The following is a 20,793-nucleotide window of genomic DNA, read 5'->3' on the forward strand; positions in this document are numbered from 1 at the left end:
AGACTAAAAACGTGAAAGGACCGCTTTTTGTCTGGTTTTTTTGACAAACAAAGCAGATGATTTGGAAAATAGACGATTATCGGTTATCATATTTTTGTACCAATCGGTAGGTAAAAAAGAAGCGAGGGAAAAAGGATGGAAAAATATCAAAATATTGTGATCGGTTTTGGAAAGGGCGGTAAGACTTTAGCGAAGGCGTTAGCCTCAAAAGGCGAATCGGTTTTAGTCGTTGAAAAGTCAACACGTATGTATGGCGGAACATGTATCAACATCGGCTGTATTCCTTCTAAATCATTGATTTTCAATGGAGAAAGAGGAATCGACTTTACAGAGGCTGTTGCTCGGAAAGAAAAATTGACGGGCATGCTTCGTGCCAAAAATTATCATATGATCAGCGATGAGGCGACTGGGACAGTGATGGACGGTACAGCACGTTTTCTTTCTAACCATCAAATCGAAGTGACGAATAATGGTGAAAAAGTAATTGTTGAAGGCGAACGGATTTTCATCAATACTGGTTCTGAACCAATCATTTTACCAATCAAGGGATTGAATACAAGTCGCTACTTGATTGATTCTACGCAAGCAATGGATCAGGAACAATTACCGGAAAAATTAGTGATCATTGGGGCTGGATATATTGGTCTGGAATTTGCATCAATGTTCAATGAATACGGATCTAAAGTTGTCGTTCTTGATGCCCATCCTGAATTTCTTCCTCGTGAAGATGAAGACATCGCACAAATGATTTTAGAAGATTTGACGAATGCAGGGATCGAGTTCCACTTAGGTGTGACTGTCGATGAAGTAGCAGACCAAGAATCAACAGCTGCCGTTACCTTTACAGAAGATGGACAAGAAATAACAATCCAAGCGTCAAAAGTTTTGGCTGCAACTGGTCGAAAAGCTAATACAGCTTCTCTTGGATTAGAAAATACAGATGTTAAACTGACCGATCGCGGAGCAATCGCTGTAGATGAATACCTTCGTACAGATGCGGAAAACATTTGGGCGATTGGAGATGTAAAAGGCGGACTGCAGTTCACTTATATTTCTCTAGATGATTATCGAATTATCATGGATCAGTTGAAAGGCGAGAATACACGAACAACGAATAACCGGAAAGCTGTGCCTTACAGTGTATTTATCACTCCAACTTTATCCAATGTAGGATTAACAGAAAAACAAGCCAAAGCTCAAGGCGTCAATTACAAATTATTCAAGTATATGACAAGCGGTGTTCCTAAAGCACAAGTATTAGAAGATCCTAAAGGGGTATTCAAAGTTTTAGTTGATCCTGAAACTGACTTGATTCTAGGTGCAAGTATCTATGCGGAAGATTCTCATGAAGTCATCAACTTGATTTCGCTAGCTATGAATGGAAAACTTCCTTATACGTTATTGAGAGATCAAATCTATTCTCATCCAACAATGAGTGAAGCTCTAAATGATGTATTAAAATAAATAACGAATGGAGAATTTATCATGTTCAACAACAAAAATACAGCAGTAGTTCTAACTGACCCGCAAGTCGAGTTCTTGAAACCAGCAGGCGGTGGCTTTGGTTTGACAAAAGATATCTTAGAAAAATACAATACGATCGAAAATATGATTGAAATGGTAAAACAAGCAAAAGAAAAAGGATACAAACTCTTTATTTCTCCTCATTATTTTTATCCACATGACCATAAATGGCAATTTGGCGGTGCAGGAGAACATATGATGCTTGAGCAGCAGATGTTTGCTAGAAAAAGTCAATATGAATCAGTGGAAGAAGGTTCAGGAGCCGATTTTATCGAAGAATTGAAACCTTATTTGGATGAAAATACGATCATCAGCTCTCCTCATAAAATCTTTGGACCAGAAAGCAATGATTTGGCGCTCCAATTGAGAAAAAATGGAATCGACACAGTAATTCTCGGTGGAATGAACGGAAACTTGTGTAGCGATTCCCATATGCGTGAATTAGTAGAGAGTGGATTCAATGTTGTTGTAGCGACAGATGCAATTGGTGCTCCTGGCCAAGAAGCAATGGACGCAGCGTTGACGAACTTTGGTTTTATTGCAGACCAAGTGATGACAACAGAGGAAGTATTAGAGCAACTATCATAAGATAGGAACTGCTTTTGTCCTCGCAGTTCTTGAATCAATGAACATCTAGCTACAAGAGAACAGTTTTATAGTGAGGGCTGTGTCAGATAATTTGGCACAGTCTTTTTTAAACGATTAGGAAGATAAAATGATGAATTTATTGTATAATATAGGACTATGAGAGATGAAAAAGGAGAATATCATTGAAAACAAAGGAAAAGATCTTGGAAGCGACCAAAGATCTTATTTATAAAAAAGGCTATCATGAAACGTCGATCCGGGATATTCTAGCAGCTTCTGATACGGGGAAAGGGCAATTTTATTATTACTTTTCTTCAAAAAAAGAAGTTTGTCTAGCGGTGATCCATGCGCATATGGACGTGTGGCAGACAGAATTGTTTGAAGACATCTTAAATGCTGGAAAACAGCCAGAAGAAGCATTAGAAGAAATGTTGGATTGGATTTTCGCTGATCATGAGGCACAAATCACTTATCATGGCTGTCCTGTGGGGAATTTGATTATTGAGTTGAGTACAGTGGATGAAGAATTCCGTCTATTGCTACTAGAATTAGTCAATCAATGGGTCAAGTATACGAAACAAAATATCTTGGCACTTTCTGAAGAAAAACTGTCCGATGCAGAGGCAGACCGTCAAGCCAAAGCGTTGATTGCTGAAATCCAGGGCAGTATCTTATTGTTGAAAGTCACACAAGATCTATCACTACTTAGACAGAATTTCCAATTGATCAAAGAAAGATTGTTAACTTCGCAAAAGGTTCTTTAATAATTAGAGGTTGTGATAGAAGTGGTCAGCTTCAAGAAATAAGAAGGAATTTACGAAAATTGCTTCTCAAATTTTTGTGAAATTTCGGCTTATTTTTCGAAGAAGCTACTTCTGGAACACCGTGTATAAGAGGCTGTGAAATCAGCGCTTTGACCTGAGTATTAGAGAAACAAACGGCAAAATAGTTCCTCATATTTTGCCGTTTTTTGAGCTAATACCGAAGGTTAGCTGATTGAACACCGTTTAGTGGAGAGGTTGTGAAAAAGCTGCCCTGCATCAAGTAATAAGAACAGCCAAATAAAAATAGCTCCTCATATTTTTCGTTTGGTTGGGCTTATTACCGAAGGTTAGCTGATTGAACACCGTTTAAGGAAGAGATTGTAAAAAAGTCGCTTAGTTTCGAGTATTAAGAAAAATTTTGTGAAAATGGCTTTCTACATTTTTGCATAAATTTGGCTTAATACCGAGAAACTGGCTTTTGAACACCGTTTACCCAGAGGTCGTGAACCTGCCGTTTCACTCTGAGTCACAAGGAGCAATTTCAAAAAAACAGCTTCTCATGTTTGATGGATATTGTGACTTGTGACCGAGGAGTTGGCAGGAGAAAAACGTTTACTGGAGAGTTTGTCACAACTTTTTTAATTCTCCATTCATTGAAAGCGTTTTGTTGGTGTGAACTTCTTGTTGCAGTGTATGATAGAAAAAAAGAGGGGGGAGGTATTAGGATGTGTGGTCGTTATTTTTTTGATCTAGAGTCGGAGCTCCTTCAGAACTATTATCGAGAAGCCCAGAAGAAACAACCGGAACAGGCAGCAAAATTAGCAGCTGGAGAAATTTTTCCGTCAAATCTTGTTGTGACATTAAGAAAAGAGGAAGAAAACAATCTCACTCCGGAAATCATGAAGTGGGGATTTACCGGATTTAAAAAAGGACAATTGATGATCAATGCCCGAGCAGAGACAGTAGAAGAAAAAAAGACCTTTCATCAACCATTTTTGCAAAATCGTTGTGTTTTCCCAATGAGCGGCTTTTATGAGTGGAATGAAGAAAAAGACAAATTTATGTTTTCAAATAAGGAAAAAATAGTGTATATTGGCGGCTTTTATCGTAGCCATCACGATGAAAAAACGGCAGAATCGATCATAATGACTACTGAACCTAATCGCACAGTTGCACCAATCCATGACCGAATGCCGCTTGTCTTGACTGAAGAACAAATCGAACCTTGGATAACAGATATTTCTTTTGCGCGAAAAATCATTACTCAGCAGATACCTGAATTAGTAATGGAGAAGGTATAACATAATCGATTTTTCAAAGAAAGAGCGGCAAAAAACAAAAAAGACTTCAGCACAGATCCCAAAAACAAAGAGAACAGAAGAAATGCTCATAAGCTGCATATACTGCATCTATAGAGTCAAAATCGACCTTTCTAAGGTGTATAGCTTCTATTTGTTTTTTACTCGTGCTGCGAGTCTTTTTTTGTTTATACCTAACGATGTTTATCATTATGACTCTTTGAATTCTTGGAATCTAAAATTCAAACTTAACGACTGGTTGGCAGTTGTATATTCTCTGAATTTATAGATAAGAGGTTGCCATTTATCCACATTGATATGAGTTGGATCATGTAAAATCCCTTCTTCTACAAAAATAGCTACGATCTCACATTCTACAATAGCAAAGTCTTCTCTAGTTGAAATTCGTTGAACCAACGTTTCTATTTGAATCGGGCATTCTTTGATCCGAACAGTTGCAACTTCTTCACCTGCTAGTTTTGTGAACTTTCCCAATCGAAATTTGTTAGAGCAAAAGGAATAGCCAGCTTTTTGTTTATAATCGGGCATGATAGGATGGCCTGTCGTCTTTGCGATTTTCTCGATTTTTTCCCAAAGCGTTTTATCTGCAAGATTGAAGGTAGCGGCATGTCCCACTTTTAAATTTGTATACCCTTTACTGTGCATACTGATCCCAATGACAATCGTTTTGCCAAGTGTCCAAGTGGAGCTGATTGGCGTAAGGTTGTCATTACCAGTCATTTCATCCTTAGTCGTCATCAGCACGACGGGAAATCCGTAATAGAAACTTTCTTTTTCCATTTTTTTAAACATAATCCTCACCTCTGAATATAGTATACTAAGCTTATTCCTCGATGCTCATCGATGTGTGAAAGGAGAGAAAAAAATGGCTGGATTTCCTGATCTTCAGCAAACGACTAAACTCTTAGCAGATCATTCGCGACTTGAGATCCTTACTTTATTGATGGATGGAAGGTTCCATACCGTGCATGAACTAGCAAAGAAAGCAAAAATAAAAGATCACACGGCATCTTATCATATAAAAAAACTTCTTTCTCTTGATTGGGTGATGTCTTATAAACAGGGAAGAAATGTCTATTATCGATTATCATCTCTGGAAATCGCTGATTTGTTAGAAAATCTTATGGTAGTTAGTCCGGTTAAACCGATCAAATCATTTAATGAAAACAAAGAATATAGTGAATTAAAAGCAGGAAGATCTTGTTATCGGCATTTAGCCGGTGTGATAGGTGTAGTTTTTTTCAACTTTCTCCTTCGAAACAACTATCTTGTGATGGAAAACCATCATGTGGAACTTACAGAAGAAGGCGTTTGTTATTTCAAAGACTTAGGAATAGATATTGACGCACTGAAAAAACAATCTGGCGCACTTGTGAAGCCTTGCTTAGATTGGACAGAACGAACATTTCATTTAGGAGGAAATCTCGGGAACGCGTTTTTCCGATGGTGTAAAGAGAAAGAATATATCACATTGAATCCAGAAAACAGAGGTGTTCGCTTAACTGCTGAAGGGAATTTATTTTTCAAGAAATTTGAATCGAGCCAATAGGAAAGTCGTTTCTAATACAATAAAAAGGTTGTGACAAAAATCTTGTCACAACCTTTTTTTCTTATTTCTTGAATGGAGGTGTCCCATACATTTTTGGTGTTACTGGTTCTAATTTTGGTGCAGCGCCTTCGATCTTAGGCTCTTTCAACCATTGATATTCGCCTTCGCCATCCAGTGCTTTGCCACTAGCCCAAGAACCTTCACTACTTTGGTCTCCCTCTGAGAAGTTATAGAAGTCATAAGCAATGTCTTTTCGTTCTTTGTCACGCGGGAAAGTACTTGGGACTAAGATCGAACCTTCTTTTTCTTCTAATTCTTTCACTGCACATTCCCATAGGTTTTGATGATAACTATCTCTTGCAAGGAGAACAGACAGCATATCTTTTACGCCACGATCATCGATCATTTCGTAAATACGTGCTACTTGAAGTCTTCCTTGTGATTCGGCATTTAAATTAGCTCTAAAGTCTGCTAACAAGTTGCCACTCGCAATGATATAGGCACCGCTCCATGGATTGCCCACGCTGTCAGCAGGACGAGGTCCTAAGCCAGCTACGATCGCGTGCTGTGGATTCATTCCAGAGATAATGGCACCGATTGTTGGATCTTTTTGCATCGCTGCTTCTTGATCTTCAACAGGCGCACCCTCTAATAAACGAGCAACCATTGTCGCCAACATTTCCACGTGGCCGATTTCTTCTGTTGCAATGTCCATCAGCATATCTTTATATTTTTCTTCTCCTCGGCAGCTCCAACCTTGGAACAGGTACTGCATAGCTACACTCATCTCGCCATATTGGCCGCCGATCAGCTCCTGCAGATATTTCGCGATTAATGGATTCGGACGATCTGGTTTTGCTTCAAACTGCAATTCTTTCTGGTGTCTAAACATCAAAATTCCTCCTAATCTATTTTTAATACATTCTCATTCTGCTACGAAAGATTAAAAAATTCAAAGAAAACGCTCGCGAATTATATGAAGTGTTGGTATCATTAATAATTTTTCGAGAATCATACCTTATAAATTGTTATTTTCAGAACAAAATGATATCGTTATATTAAAACCGACATCGGTTACATTAAAATTTGGAGGTAAAATATGAAAAAATTATTGTTTACAGGATTGCTGGCAAGTTCAGCATTGTTTTTATTAGGAGGATGCGGATCAAGTAATACAAGCGATGCTAGCTCAAGTGCAGCAAATTCTTCTGAAAAAACAAGTGATGGAAGAAAAAATATTGATTTCTGGTCCTTTTGGGGGTCGGGCGCACGAAAAGAAGCCATCGAAGAAATCATTGAGGATTTCAACCAATCACAAGACGAGATCCATGTAAATTATAAGTATCAGCCATGGGGGGATATTTGGACCAAATCTTTATCTGCAATAACGGCTGGAAATGCACCTGATGTTATTGTACAGGATATAAATTCCGTTGCCCAAAGAGCAGAAGCACAGCAAGCAACTAATCTCTCCGAGTATGTAGATAAAGACACTTCTAAGGATTTTTATCCCCAGCTTTGGGACACAGTAGAATATAAAGGTGATCCTTACGCCATCCCATTCAATACAGATACACAAGTCATTTTTTATAATAAAAAGTTATTTAAAGAAGCTGGGATCAGCGAACAAAATCTACCGACAACTTGGGATGAATTAGAAGAAACAGCACGTAAACTAGATAAAAAAGAAGGAAAAGAGTTTACGCGTATCGGTTTTTATCCATTATGGAATTTAGGTGCTGATGTATGGGCATTAAACGCAGACAACGGGACTAGTTGGTTTGATAAGGACGAAAAGGTCAAGATTGATACTAAAAACAAAGTGGAAGCCTTGGAATGGATCCAAGACTGGCAAGATTATTATGGAAAAAATACAATCAACAAATTAGAAGCAGAATTTGGTTCTGGTGTGTCTGATCCATTTATTTCTGGATTAGTAGCCATGCGCGCCCAAAACATCAATTATTACTCTAGCTTGATGGAAAACGCACCGGATGATTTTGATTTTGGCGTGATGCAGCTTCCAGAAAAAGAGAAAGGTTCAGGTCATTGGTCATGGGGTGGCGGATTCGTCTTAGAAGTACCATACGGAGCAAAAGATCCTGAAGCCTCTTATGAATTCATCAAATATCTTTCTTCTCCAGAAGTACAAGAAAAATTCGGCGAAAAAAGTTTTGATATCATGGCAAGCAAGACAGCTAATGAGAAATTAGTGAATAATGACAACCTAACGGACAAAGGGAAAATGATCTATCAAATGGCGGACGAAAATTTTGAAAATACGGTGATCACACCAGTTCCTTTAGATGCACCGGATTATACGACATTAGTGAATGAACAGATCGACCAGATTCTTTTAGGAACAAAATCAGCAAAAGAAGGATTGGCAGATGCACAAAAAGCAGTAGAGAACTTAGTCAAGCAAAATCAATAATCCGTTTTTGACTGTCTAGGTACAGAGGAGGCAAGAAAATTTGAAGCGTTTATCTATCCGAAAGAAAAAAGAAGCAAGATGGGCCTATTTATTTATCTCGCCTTTTATTATCGGTTTTTTAATCTTTATGCTAGGGCCTATGCTTTTTTCAGTTATTGGTAGTTTCACCGATTATAATTTGACATCCAAGATGAATTTTATTGGTCTAGCAAATTTCAAAAGAATGTTCGTTCATGATGATTTATTTTGGAAATCGTTATACAACACCGTTTATTTCGTCATCTTCAATGTACCGCTGACGACGATTTTCAGTGTGTTTTTTGCCACAGTACTCAATCAAAAAATCAAAGGAATCAGTGTATTCCGTACAGTTTTCTATTTACCGGCAGTCTTATCAGGAGTAGCAGTCTACATCTTATGGATGCAGCTGCTTTCTCCATCTGCAGGATTGATCAACACATTTCTGGGCTGGTTCCATATCGCTGGACCAGCTTGGTTGTTTGATCCACAATGGACGAAACCTGCGTTGATTTTGATGAAAATATGGAGCTCTGGAGGAGCAATGCTACTTTACTTAGCTACATTACAAAATGTTCCTAGATCTTTATATGAATCAGCAGAAATCGATGGAGCAGGCGTTTGGGGAAAGTTCAAAAGTATTACTTTGCCATTAATCACTCCTATTATTTTTTACGATGTGATCACCTCTACGATCGGTTCTTTCCAAATTTTTCAAGAAGCTTATGTCATGACGAAGAATGGAACAGGTGGACCTGCAAATTCCTTGCTTTTTTATAATCTGCATATGTGGAACAAGGCGTTCGTCGCTTTTGATATGGGATATGCGATGGCTATGTCGATGATCCTATTTCTGATCGTTTTGGTTCTGACCTTCGTCAATTTGAAGCTTGCACCTAAATGGGTCTATTATTCTGGAGGTGACGGCAAATGATGGATTATTTTAAAAAGACCAGTGTGAATCGGCAATCAAAAAAGATGCTAAGCTATGTGCTTATGACGATAATAGGAATTATTTTGCTCATTCCATTGCTTTGGATGGTATTTACTTCATTGAAACCAATGGAAGAAATCGTTCGTTATCCTCCGACCTTTTTCCCAGAAAAAATCGTATGGGAAAACTATCTGGATACGATTGCCGCATTTCCTTTTTGGCGATATGCAAGAAATACATTATTCATCACTGTGTTGGTAGTGATCGGTAATGTCCTTTCGAATTCTTTTATTGCTTATGGATTTGCGAAGCTTGATTTTCCTGGGAAAAAGCTGATGTTTGCTTTGGTTCTTTCTACGATGATGATCCCGGGGTTTGTAACGATGATTCCTCAATATGTATTATTCTCCAAGATCGGCTGGGTAGGTACTTATTTGCCTCTGATCGTTCCATCGTTCTTCGGCAATGCGTTCAATATATTTCTGATGCGTCAATTTTACTTATCGATCAATAATGAATTGATCGAAGCTGCTGAAATCGACGGAGCGAATCATTTGTACATTTGGAGTCATTTGATGCTTCCATTGACGAAACCTGCTTTGATCACGATTGCAATCAATTCCTTCAACGCGGCTTGGAATGATTTCTTAGGTCCTCTGTTATATATCCAAGATCAAGAAAAATACACGTTGCAGATTGGCTTGCAAGTTTTTCAGAACCAAGCGACGACACAATGGAATTATCTGATGGCAGGAGCAACACTTGTCTTGATCCCGACGATCTTGCTGTTCTTTTTTGCACAGCGTTATTTCATTGAAGGAATGGATTTGACAGGAGGATCAAAAGGATGATGAATCGGTCGATTGGTAAAAGAGCCAATGATTATTTCTTAGAAATCATTGAATGGATTCCACGTCTTATCCAGTTACAGCTACTGTGGTTCCTGTGCGTCTTGCCTGTTTTCACATTAGGAACAGCAGGTCGAACAGTTCTGTATATGATTTATTATTACAAAAAAAATGAAGAGAAAAAGCTCAGTTCATTATACTGGAAGAAGTTTCGTGAGAATATTTCTCTTTATGGAAAGCAAGATAGTTTAGCAAGTAGTTATTTTCTTCTTTTATTCATCGATTATCGGATTTTCCATTATTTGGGTGGGGGAATTGGCTATACATTGATGTATACTACGTTGTTTTTGCTTCTATTAAGTGCTGTTCTTTTTAGTTACAAAATCTTGCTTCAACTGGAAAATCAAAAAGAAGTCTCTTGGATTGCAGCATTTTTCTTGTTTTTTAATGATTTTAAAAGTGCACTTTTCTATTTAGCAGGTACGTCGATACTTCTGGTTGCATTATGGTTTGCAGGACCAATCTACCTTGCTTTATTAGGTTTCAGCTTCTTGTTTTATTTTCAAGTCCTGCTTTTTATCCATCGTACGCAAGAAAAGGGTCTTAAAAAGGAGGAATAACATGCTGCGTTTGATTGCTAAAATCGATGATAGTATTATCAATAAGTTTGCTAAACAACGAGAAACGGACAATCGGAAAATCAATTTTTTGAAGTTTATCAGTAATATCTCTAATGGCGGTTTTATTTGGCTACTCCTTGCTGCAGTTTTAGTTTTGGTACCTGATACAAGAGAATATGGTCTAGCTATTCTTATAGGCAGTCTAATCTATTTTTTTGTTGGACTACTTCTCATTAAAAAAACGACAAGGCGGAAACGACCCTATGAAAAAAATCGTCGGCTTGTCCTTTACACAAGTAAACCGAAGACTTCTTCTTTTCCTTCAGGGCATACGGCACTTGCTTTTTTATCTGTAGCAGCGTTGTTCGAGTTAAGTCGTATTGCAGGAATACTAGCTTTTCTATTTGCTTGTTTGATCGCTTATTCAAGAATTTTTTTACTTTTACATTATCCTACTGATGTTTTAGGAGGAGCTATTTTAGGTAGTGTTATCGGTATCTTGTGTGCTGCCGTTATCTGAATCAATTGCATGAATAAAGCATGAGTGCGTAAATACGCATTCGTGCTTTATTTTTTTGTTTTTCAAGTAAACAGTCGGGGATTATTTCCCTGTCTTAATAACTTAAGTTCTGTTAAATGAGAACGTTATAAAACTTTATAATCTAATTTTGATAATAAGTGTTGTATAATTGGTGTTTTTTAACTAAAATGGATATCGTTTGATTTAAAGTTAAAATTAAATTAGATTATAATTAGATAGATGCTGTTTTTGGTGTTTGTTGTGAACGAAGGCACATGGTTTAGAAAGGAGTATAAGAATGTGAAAGGGGTAAAATTGAAGCTTTTGCAGTTAGCAGCTGTCAGCCTGCTATTTGGACCGTATTTCCAGTCTGTCTATCATATGACAGCATTGGATGTAGCTGCTGAGTCAACAGAAGTGAAGGAGGATGAGGTATTTCTAGATGAGGACTATGCAAAAATCGAAGGGAGGTATATCGAAAAAGAAGAAACGTTTGAATGGCATCTGGCTTTTGAAAAGAAAGAGAGTGCGAACGAAGGTAGAATACGTTTAGCAATCGATACAGCTGCTGCCGGAATTGGTACTGTAAAAAACGCTCGGGGAACAGGTCTCTCCTCTTACGATGAAGATGGAGAAGACTTAAAAGTCGAGACAATCGATGGTCAAGAATGGTATGTCGGAAAATTTTATTCAAAAGAAGCTGAGACCGGCACATTGGTTTTTGAAACAGAAAAGATTCCAGATGTAAATGAAGGGGAACTACCTCTTCAAGTGGTGGTCGATGAAAGAATAGCTAATCAAGAATTACAAGAAAATGAAACAGATACAGAGGATTCCGCTGAAAATCAACGTAGCGAAGAAAATGAAACGGAAGAGCTGGACGCACCAATCGTGCCCAGCGGTCAAGCACTCCAACGCATTCAACGCCGGTTATTCAACGGTATTTTAGAGCGTCTTGGACCAACAGCTACGCAAGATCCGTATGAATATATCTATCCTAGCGGAATAGATGAAAACGATCAGCACCGCTATCCACGATTTACAACGAATGACTATACGAAAGTATTAGGAAATTGGTCACAAAGCAATGAACGCTATCAGGGAGAAAAAGGCTCACCATATGATGGAGAGAACTTAATCGATGATAGTGATTACACAATCGGGGGAGCGAACTGGCGAAATTACGACTATGCGGCTGATAATGGATCAACTGCAAGCGAAGAAGATGTAAATGTTCCAGCGCAAACTGTTCAGCTTTGGGGAGATGAACGGAATTTTGAAAACAGTTACTTGGATTATAACGGGGCATATATCAAAAAATGGGTAGAACCAGTTCCCTCTAACAATCCAACGGCTGACTTACATCCTGAAGATGCAACGACACTTTATAACGTTTATCTAGATGTGATTGGAAGTGAGAAACAAGAAATCAGTCCAATCGATATCGTTTTTGTTCTAGATAAATCAGCTAGTATGAATGAAGGGACACTGGAAGGCGGAGGACAAAGTAAAAATGCGGCACTGATAGAAGCTGTAAATGAAATTAGTGAAAATCTGCTATCCGACCCAAATATGGATATTCGGATCGGTATGGTGAATTTTTATCATAATAGTACAGTCATCAATAACCAGGAACAAATCAGTTCGGACATCTTTCCGTTGACAAATGACATCAATCGTCTAACAGGTAGTGAGAATACAGCACTGAATCGTACACCAATCGGAGGAACGCCGCTTACACTAGGACTTAAAAATGGTTATGAAACATTGTATGCGGATAACGGCGGAGAAAATAGAAATCCAGAAAAGATCCTGATCGTCGTAGGAGACGGAACACCCACCTTCAGTTATGCACCGATCCAAACAAGATCTCGTACAAGTATTTGGGGAGCTTGGAGCAGTTGGAGTGTCATGGGGGATAAGATTGCCGTAGATCGTGGTGATTTGTTCAAAAACTTTGAAACCTTTTCTGGGAATACATCTAATGCTGGATTTGCTTATCCACTTACCTACGCATCTGACTTTGACCGTCCTGTTAATGGGACAAATGTGGAATACCGTTACGGAGAAGTAAAAGAAGGTGATAATAAAGCGATTCACTGGGTTGGTACAGGAAGCGCAAGCAATGATACTAACGGTAGTCCAACTTCACAAGAAAAGTCGTCAGCCATCAATACTGTTGCATATCATCATTGGCTGAAAAACAAGTACCAAGAGAACCCACCTAGTATTTTCTCCATTGGGTTAGGAATCGACGGAAGTATTGCCGGCAGACAGAGACTCGATGCAATCGGACGAAATGTATTAAAAAACATTGCTGATTTAAATGATGATGGCACAACACCGCGTTATTACGATGCGAACAACAAGAATGACATCATTACAGCCTTAGAGGATATCTCCTCTACCTTCAAGAAAACGATCCAGCAAGCCACACTTTATGATGAAACTGGATTTAATGTTTCACCGTTTGGAGCTGGCAGATCGGCGGATATCCAGTTTTACCATCTAGATCCAGGAGAAAACGGCATGAAGTACCAAGAGCCAGAAATATGGGATGAAGCGCGTCATGGACAAGCACCACCAGAAGTAGTAGCGACACCAACAACGTACGTTGGGCGAGAAAACCAAGCCTATAAATTTTCTCCAATCTCGTTAGGTGAAGGAGAAATGGTCAGAATCAATTATCAAGTAAAATTGGATGCAGGAGCACAAGACGGGAATTTCTATGCTGTAAATAATCAGGCATATATCCAAAATCTGGAAGATTATGATAACGATATCACCTCTGGTCGAATGTATTTCCCAACGTCCTCTATTCGTTATGAACACAAAGACCGTAATTTCCAAGTTAGCAAAACAGGGCAAAATGGGGAACCTTTAGCAGGAGTCGAATTTGCATTATACGATCAAAATCCGGATGCTGGAGAGGTCGAACCAATCGAAACAAGTAGAACTACAGCGGATGGAATGGCAATCTTCGAAACGAAGATCCCTGTGCTGGGGGATGAAACAGGTGCTGTCAGTGATATTTTCTGGATCAGAGAGATCGCTGGACCGCCACGTTATCAGTTGGTAGATGAGACATATCAATTCCAGATCAAAAAATATGCAGCCTCCGAAGATGAGATGCTAGGGCACTATGAGCTTGTGGACGAAAATACAACTGGAACGAGGTTTGGCGGACCAGAAGGAACAGACCAAGATTCCTATTATGAAGGAGAGTATCACAAGCTTTCTGTTGTACAAGTGCCCAACATAGACGGAACAGATTATGATGAGCTGTATGTCAAATTGGAAATGCGGAATGAATTCAAGCCAGTCCACATGAACATCAATAAATTAATTGAAGGAAGCACTACGCCAATCAATGGGGCAGAGTTTGAACTTTATCAAACCGATGGAAGCGGACTTGAAATTGGAACGCCGGTAGCTAAAGGAATCTCTGGTGCGAATGAAGCAGACGAAGAGAAAGGAATGCTCACGTTCTATTCAGTAAATGAAAATGGAGAATATTTGCTCGTGGAGGGTGAGAAAGTCATTCATCCTATTGGAGAACCAGATTCATTTATTCATATAGACAATGAAGAAAATGCCAACTATGCAGAATACAAAATCGTTGAAAACAAAAGCCCAGAAGGTTTCAAAGAACCTGACGAAAACGACACATGGATCTTGCGACTGTACGATAATGAGACAGGTACCATCCAGCTTAGACAAACAGGTGAAGCAAACTGGCAATATCTCACTTATTCAACAGACGAAGAGGGACGATTATGGGTGGTATTCACTGCTTACAATACGTTTGATTACCGGGAGATCCGAGTTAGAAAATTAGATCATGAAGGCAATCCTTTAGATGGTGCAGGTTTTGATATCAGGAAAATAGGGGATTCTTCCTTCCCGCTGTACCGAGCATACACAGGCAACCTGTTAGAACCCGAAGAATCGAAACGTTTATCTGGAATCGGTTACTTCTATCTTTATACAGTCGGTGTAGAGAAATATGTCGATTTAGAATACAGTCAACCTTTACGCTTGTCTATCGGTGAATATGAGGTCTCAGAATCTGTTGCACCAAATGGGTATCAATTGTCTGATCAAGTATTCCAGTTTGCCCTGAACGAAGAAGGGAAATTTGTTATTGGAGAGACAGTCATCGAAGACGAAACTGCTCCATTACCGGAGGGTTATGACATCATCGATGGTGTATTACAAGTAACCTTAGAAGATGAACTAGCACCAATCGATCTGGAACTTTTGAAAGTTGACAGTATGAGTAGTCGACGTCTTGAAGGCGCAGAATTTTCAATTGAGAAACAAAATAATGCAGGAGACTATGAACTCATCGACGGAGGCTTGGCACCAGATCCAAACGATTCTTCCCTATTCAATGCTTTGGATTTGACGGAAGGATTCTATCGGATCAAGGAAGTGAAGTCGCCGGACGGCTACAGGAAACTTCCAGGCTACTTTATTTTAGAAATTAGTTATCGAGAAGAACCAGAAGTGGAAAATGATCGGGTCGTTCCAGGAAAAGAAGCCGGGACACTAAAAGTTGAGGTCTCTTATTATCCAAACGAAGAAGCAGAGACTCCTGATCTGCAGCAAGAGTTAGAATATGAACTTTTGGATACGAACCGAATCAGGCTACAGCTTAGTGTCGGGAATGATCCTGAAAATCCATTGCCTGCTACAGGGGGATCCGGACGATTATTCTATATCCTGCTTGCTGCATTCTTCGTGGCACTTGCCGGTGCAGCCTATGGTTTGTATGTCAGACAATCTAAAAAGGAGGGGGCAAGGTAATGAAAAAGCTGTTGTGTTTGATGCTTCAATTACTTGTTTTACTGCCATTTGTAGCAGTCCTTCTTCCTCAAACGATGTCGGCAGAAGAATTAGGGGAAGACGTTGTGGAATTCGTATTGCATAAACGGATGATTCGAGATATCGATTATAACGACCAATTTGAATTCCATGAAAATGACGGTCTGGCTATCTCTGAGGAAGCGGGAAAAACAGCAGATATCATTTCGCAGACGGTCCCACTAAATGGAGCGACATTCGCCGTTTACGATATGACCGATTATTATCATGACAAAAAAGCTGCTGAGAACATGACCTCTAGAGAATTTGTCCAGCAAATCGCTGAAACGAGCAGAAACAATATCCGTCAGTTGATCACAGAAGAAAGACTTGCTCAGGTTGGGGAGTCGGTAACGACTGGAAAAGATACGGTTGGTGGATTAGGAGATGGGATTGCACGCATCCAAGTACCTAAGAAAAACCAAGATCGAGATGCAGTTTATTTGATTTTTGAAGAATCAATTGATCCGGAAATCGGGTTGAATGTGGATATCGATCAAACAGCGATCCCGATTGCTGCTGTTTTGCCAATCTATCATCCAACAGAACCAACCGAGGAACTGCAAGAGATCCATATCTATCCTAAAAATGTCGGTTATTTAAGAGATCCATACTTTTTCAAGTATGGACGACAAAGAGGAACAACTGAAAAAGGACACCCATTAGAAGGTGCTGTTTTTGCTCTGTATCAGATGATAGAAGGAGAAAAATATTATTTAGACATGGCTCCTGCGAATGACTTGAAAAATCAATGGATCAAACCAGCAAACAACGATCCTTTGAATGATAAAAATGTAAGCAAATTCATTTCAGATAAAGACGGTCTAGTCACGACAGGTCAACGATTCTTGCCCTCTGGTACCTATTATTTTGAGGAATTGAAAAGTGTAGAAGGGTACGAAATGGACGAAGCAAGTAAGCGAATCGAGGTCATTGTCCCTGAATCTTGGGTGGATGCAGAAGGACAGCCGCAATATGTAATGGTCAATGGGCAGAAGATGGCTGAATTGGAATCCGGAAAAGTTCCAGCCGCTGCCTATGAATCAGCAACACCACGCGTGTATAACGAGACCATAAAAGAAACAACGGACAAACCGAAAGAACCAAGTGGACCAAGCAATCCAAATCAACCTGTGAAAGGGTCCGTATTTCCACAAACCAATGAAGCAAGAACACTGATTTCTTTATTAGGAATCCTTTTGTTGTTAGGTGCTGTTTTATTAATAAAAAAAGAACGGGGAGAAAAAAATGAATAAAAAAATGATGACCATGGGGATGAGTGCACTGTTGCTCGCAGCTGTAGGATTAGGAAGTTTTGGAAATGGAAAATTAGTTCACGCTGAAGAAGTCACGGAAAAACCAAGTGAAGTGACGATCACATTACACAAAAAAGCATTCACGACTGTGCCTGAAGAACGACCGAACAGCGGGTTGGTATCAGATGATTTTGGCAATGAGAATCTTCCAGGTGTCGATTTTGAAATGTTTGATGTTACAGATGTCTATTATAATTTGCTGAAAGATGACCCTAGAACAACTGACATAGATGATGATGGGTTAGAACCTGCCGCTGCGATTGCTTTGATCCAATCAGATCACACAGCAGCATGGTTTGTATCTTATGGTATCGAAAGTATAGATAAGCAGACGACTGGCGAAAATGGTGAAGCTGTTTTTGAAAAGGTACAAGTAACTGAAACAACGGGAGAATTAAGAGATAAAGTCTATCTCTTCTTAGAAACATATTCACCAGCTCATATTTCAAGAATCGCGTCTCCAATGGTTGTCATGATGCCAGTTATGATGCCAGATATTATTGGCGGTGTATGGGATGGAACCTCTTGGAAAGATACGTACAACACCGATGTACACTTGTATCCTAAAAATGAAATCCAAGATTCTTCCAAAGAAATGAATGTAGATGAAGCGGACGTTAGAACAGTGACTATTCGCAATGAAAATGGTGAAGAAGAAACGATCCGATATGTTGACTTGGAAAAAGGAAAAACAGTTTCTTATACAATAACTTCACCGATTCCTTACTTTATTGATGAACTTAATGAGGACAATACAACAGTCATCACGCATTTCACGATCACAGATACGCCAACAGAAGGTTTGAGTTATTTTGATCAGGAACTCCTTGTGCAGGCAGGAGATACAACACTGGTAGAAGGTACTGATTATACAGTAACGAAAGTAGGAAACGGTTTTGTCGTGGAGATCATTCTTGAAACAGGAGGTATACCGAACACAGCAACACTGGAAAAATTAGGGAATCATCGTGGCGGGGAATTGACTGTTACCTATGACTTGCAAGTCAACGCAGTCATCAATGCAGACGAATTCCATAACAATACAGCGTTGATCGAAATCGGTAGAGGTGACGAGTATGACTACAACGAACGTCGCGTGCCACCAGAAGAAGTAACGACTGGCGGGAGAAGATTTGAAAAGTTTGATGCTTCAAGCAATGCTTTACTAGACGGTGCAAGATTTGAATTGTGGAACGAAGAGAAAACTGCTTATGCTGTTTTCTATAAAGATGGCGTACGTTTACCTGTTTATGAGTCAGGTGCTGATGCAGAAGAAATCACAATCGATTGGGTAAGTGATAATAGTGTAGAGGCAACAGAATTTGTCTCACGCGACCAAGGATACTTCGAAGTTGTTGGATTAGATTACGGAACATACTTTATGAAAGAAACAGTAGCACCAGAAGGATATGTTTTACCAACAGGTGAAGCAGCTTTCACAGAGTTCAATGTAGAACTTGGTAGCTATGATGATGAACTTGTGATTGTGGACTATGAGTATCCAGGAGCAGCACGCGTACCAAACGTAAGACAAGGATTTCTTCCTTCTACTGGAGGAAACGGGATCTTAGCATTCTTGCTGATCGGTCTAAGTTTGATGATTGGGGCCTACAGCTGGTACCGTAAATCTAAAATGAAGTCTGAAGTATAAGCAACAAAAATAAGCTGCAGCAATCGGTTTTTATAAAGGTTGCTGCAGTTTTTTTAAATAAGAAGGTGAAGAAAATGAAAAAGAAAACAGAGAAAAGACCTCAAACAAAAATCAGTATGTTATTACAATTATTCATGGCAGTGATGTTTCTTACAGGAGCTGCAGTTTTTACATATCCATTTTTAGCTGATGCTCTCAGCAATTATTTGGACCAAAGAAGGATCGAGAATTATCAAAAACAGCTTGCACGAGAGAAAGAAGAAAAACAAGAGCAACGATTAGCGGTACAAGAAAAGAAAAATCAGGCGCTTGCTCGTACGGCAGCCATCCCAGGAATGGGTCAAGTCAAAGATCCTTTTGAACAAGCGGTTAGAGATGTCCGAAACCCAGGAAAAGAATACTACGAACAACATATGATCGGAGCAATCTATATTCCGAAAATCAATGTTAGCTTGCCTTTATTCGATGAAACAAATGATCTTTTATTAGATAGAGGAGCGACAGTTCTACAAGGTACCTCTTTTCCAATTGGAGGAGAAAATACACATTCCGTAATTACCGCCCATAGCGGTGTTGCTGAGAAAAAATTGTTTACAGATCTTGAAAAAATGGAGAAAAAAGACCGTTTCTATCTTGAAGTATATGGTCAGATGCTCGCTTATGAAGTCGTTGAGAAAATCATTGTCCTTCCAACAAAAACAGATACATTAGCAATCAGAGAAAAACAGGATCTGGTCACACTTATCACTTGTACACCTTATGCTGTGAACACCCACAGGTTACTAGTGACAGGAAAGCGAGTCCCCTTTACAGAAGAAGCTTCTTCAAAGATGGAACAGACAAAAAGATACCATCTTTATCGATTACTTGCGCTCTTACTAGGGGTATTGCTAATACTAACTCTTTTCGGTTATTGGGGTTATCGAAAATTTAAAAGACAAAAACAACGAAAGAAAAATAACAGATAATAGACCAATTATTAAGAATAACATAATAAATTTAAGCTGCTTGGAAGAGACAAACGCGATTAAATCGCCTATTTCCAGTTTTTTTTAACGTTTTCTAAAATGACATTTTACAGGTAAGCCAACTTGTTTCACAAAGGCTTCTTTGATATTGTAGAAGCAAGAAGAAAGATGGAGGGATTTTTTATGGCAAAAATCATGGTAGTCGAGGATGAAGAAATCATTCGACAATTGATTATGGAAGAACTTGAGAAATGGCAATTCGAAACCTTTGGAACGACCGATTTCAACCAAGTATTTTCAGACTTTGAAAGAGAAGAACCACAGCTTGTATTGCTAGACATCAATCTTCCTGTTTTGGATGGGTATTATTGGTGTCAAAAAATACGTGAAGTATCGAAAGTACCAATTATTTTTATCTCCAGCAGGAATACGAATATGGATATGATCATGGCCATGAACATGGGAGCAGATGATTTTGTGACAAAGCCTTTCCAAATCGATGTACTGATTGCCAAAATCAATGCGTTGCTTCGCCGTTCTTATAATTACACAGAATTATCCAGTGAGATGATGAGCCATAATGGTATTACGTTGAATGTCGACAACGGAAGTATGGAGATTAATGGAGAGATCATTGATTTGAGCAAAAATGAATACCGCCTGCTATTTATTTTGATGAAACACAATGGAAAGATCTTAAGTCGTGAAAAATTGCTGCGAGCACTTTGGGATGACGAGCGGTTTGTAGATGACAATACATTGACAGTGAACATCAATCGGTTACGCCGGAAAATCGAACAGGCAGGTATCCAAGGATATATCGAAACAAAAGTAGGACAGGGATATATCGTTCCCTGAAAGGATGAGCGGTTAA

The 20,793-nt window shown here is 39.0% G+C and carries 17 protein-coding genes; 15 read left to right on the top strand and 2 right to left on the bottom strand.

Annotation, left to right across the window (positions count from 1 at the left end):
- Window positions 1-135: 135 nt before the first annotated feature.
- The 4 genes from A5816_RS00225 (at window position 136) to A5816_RS00245 (ending at window position 4,177) form a co-directional block, all read left to right on the top strand.
- A complete protein-coding gene (locus A5816_RS00225; protein WP_086310431.1) occupies window positions 136-1,464 on the top strand; it encodes an FAD-containing oxidoreductase in 1,329 nt (442 codons plus the stop codon).
- 21 nt (window positions 1,465-1,485) lie between these two features.
- Window positions 1,486-2,112, top strand: a complete 627-nt coding sequence (locus A5816_RS00230) for a cysteine hydrolase (protein WP_002286816.1) — start codon at window positions 1,486-1,488, stop codon at window positions 2,110-2,112.
- Window positions 2,113-2,294: 182 nt separating this feature from the next.
- Window positions 2,295-2,876: a TetR/AcrR family transcriptional regulator gene (locus A5816_RS00235; protein WP_002314525.1), complete on the top strand. Its 582-nt coding sequence runs from the start codon at window positions 2,295-2,297 to the stop codon at window positions 2,874-2,876.
- A 725-nt stretch (window positions 2,877-3,601) separates the two neighbouring features.
- Window positions 3,602-4,177, top strand: coding sequence for an SOS response-associated peptidase (locus A5816_RS00245; RefSeq protein WP_010731963.1), 576 nt, complete (start codon window positions 3,602-3,604; stop codon window positions 4,175-4,177).
- A gap of 207 nt (window positions 4,178-4,384) precedes the next feature.
- On the opposite strand, the gene A5816_RS00250 is transcribed toward A5816_RS00245, so the two are convergent.
- Window positions 4,385-4,987 carry a flavin reductase gene (locus A5816_RS00250; RefSeq protein WP_086310432.1) on the bottom strand — a complete coding sequence of 201 codons (603 nt, stop codon included), beginning with the start codon at window positions 4,985-4,987 and terminating at the stop codon, window positions 4,385-4,387.
- 73 nt (window positions 4,988-5,060) lie between these two features.
- Here A5816_RS00250 and A5816_RS00255 point away from each other — a divergent pair, with 73 nt between their 5' ends.
- On the top strand, window positions 5,061-5,744 hold the full coding sequence (locus tag A5816_RS00255; RefSeq protein ID WP_086310433.1) for a helix-turn-helix transcriptional regulator: 684 nt from the start codon (window positions 5,061-5,063) through the stop codon (window positions 5,742-5,744).
- A gap of 61 nt (window positions 5,745-5,805) precedes the next feature.
- On the opposite strand, the gene A5816_RS00260 is transcribed toward A5816_RS00255, so the two are convergent.
- On the bottom strand, window positions 5,806-6,636 hold the full coding sequence (locus A5816_RS00260) for a manganese catalase family protein (protein WP_002286789.1): 831 nt from the start codon (window positions 6,634-6,636) through the stop codon (window positions 5,806-5,808).
- A gap of 207 nt (window positions 6,637-6,843) precedes the next feature.
- Here A5816_RS00260 and A5816_RS00265 point away from each other — a divergent pair, with 207 nt between their 5' ends.
- From A5816_RS00265 to sapR, 10 genes are all read left to right on the top strand, one after another.
- Complete coding sequence (locus A5816_RS00265; RefSeq protein WP_086310434.1) at window positions 6,844-8,178, top strand: ABC transporter substrate-binding protein; 1,335 nt, start codon at window positions 6,844-6,846, stop codon at window positions 8,176-8,178.
- 40 nt (window positions 8,179-8,218) lie between these two features.
- Window positions 8,219-9,130 (top strand): carbohydrate ABC transporter permease, encoded by a 912-nt coding sequence (locus tag A5816_RS00270; RefSeq protein ID WP_086310435.1) that lies wholly within the window; start codon window positions 8,219-8,221, stop codon window positions 9,128-9,130.
- Complete coding sequence (locus tag A5816_RS00275; RefSeq protein ID WP_002329578.1) at window positions 9,127-9,981, top strand: carbohydrate ABC transporter permease; 855 nt, start codon at window positions 9,127-9,129, stop codon at window positions 9,979-9,981. The genes A5816_RS00270 and A5816_RS00275 overlap by 4 nt, the downstream gene beginning before the upstream one ends.
- A complete protein-coding gene (locus tag A5816_RS00280; RefSeq protein ID WP_086310436.1) occupies window positions 9,978-10,598 on the top strand; it encodes a YesL family protein in 621 nt (206 codons plus the stop codon). Before A5816_RS00275 ends, A5816_RS00280 begins: the two co-directional genes overlap by 4 nt.
- Before the next feature lies 1 nt (window position 10,599).
- On the top strand, window positions 10,600-11,118 hold the full coding sequence (locus tag A5816_RS00285) for a phosphatase PAP2 family protein (protein WP_086310437.1): 519 nt from the start codon (window positions 10,600-10,602) through the stop codon (window positions 11,116-11,118).
- 300 nt (window positions 11,119-11,418) lie between these two features.
- Complete coding sequence (locus tag A5816_RS00290; RefSeq protein WP_086310438.1) at window positions 11,419-15,927, top strand: SpaA isopeptide-forming pilin-related protein; 4,509 nt, start codon at window positions 11,419-11,421, stop codon at window positions 15,925-15,927.
- Window positions 15,927-17,240: a pilin N-terminal domain-containing protein gene (locus A5816_RS00295; protein ID WP_086310439.1), complete on the top strand. Its 1,314-nt coding sequence runs from the start codon at window positions 15,927-15,929 to the stop codon at window positions 17,238-17,240. The genes A5816_RS00290 and A5816_RS00295 overlap by 1 nt, the downstream gene beginning before the upstream one ends.
- Window positions 17,233-18,951, top strand: a complete 1,719-nt coding sequence (locus A5816_RS00300; RefSeq protein WP_086310440.1) for a SpaH/EbpB family LPXTG-anchored major pilin — start codon at window positions 17,233-17,235, stop codon at window positions 18,949-18,951. Before A5816_RS00295 ends, A5816_RS00300 begins: the two co-directional genes overlap by 8 nt.
- Before the next feature lie 74 nt (window positions 18,952-19,025).
- Window positions 19,026-19,919, top strand: coding sequence for a class C sortase (locus A5816_RS00305; RefSeq protein ID WP_086310441.1), 894 nt, complete (start codon window positions 19,026-19,028; stop codon window positions 19,917-19,919).
- Between the two features lie 183 nt (window positions 19,920-20,102).
- A complete protein-coding gene (gene sapR / locus A5816_RS00310) occupies window positions 20,103-20,777 on the top strand; it encodes a two-component system response regulator SapR (protein ID WP_002291233.1) in 675 nt (224 codons plus the stop codon).
- Window positions 20,778-20,793 lie beyond the last annotated feature (16 nt).

Source organism: Enterococcus sp. 3G1_DIV0629 (genome assembly GCF_002141285.1).
Classification (GTDB): Bacteria; Bacillota; Bacilli; order Lactobacillales; family Enterococcaceae; genus Enterococcus_B; species Enterococcus_B lactis.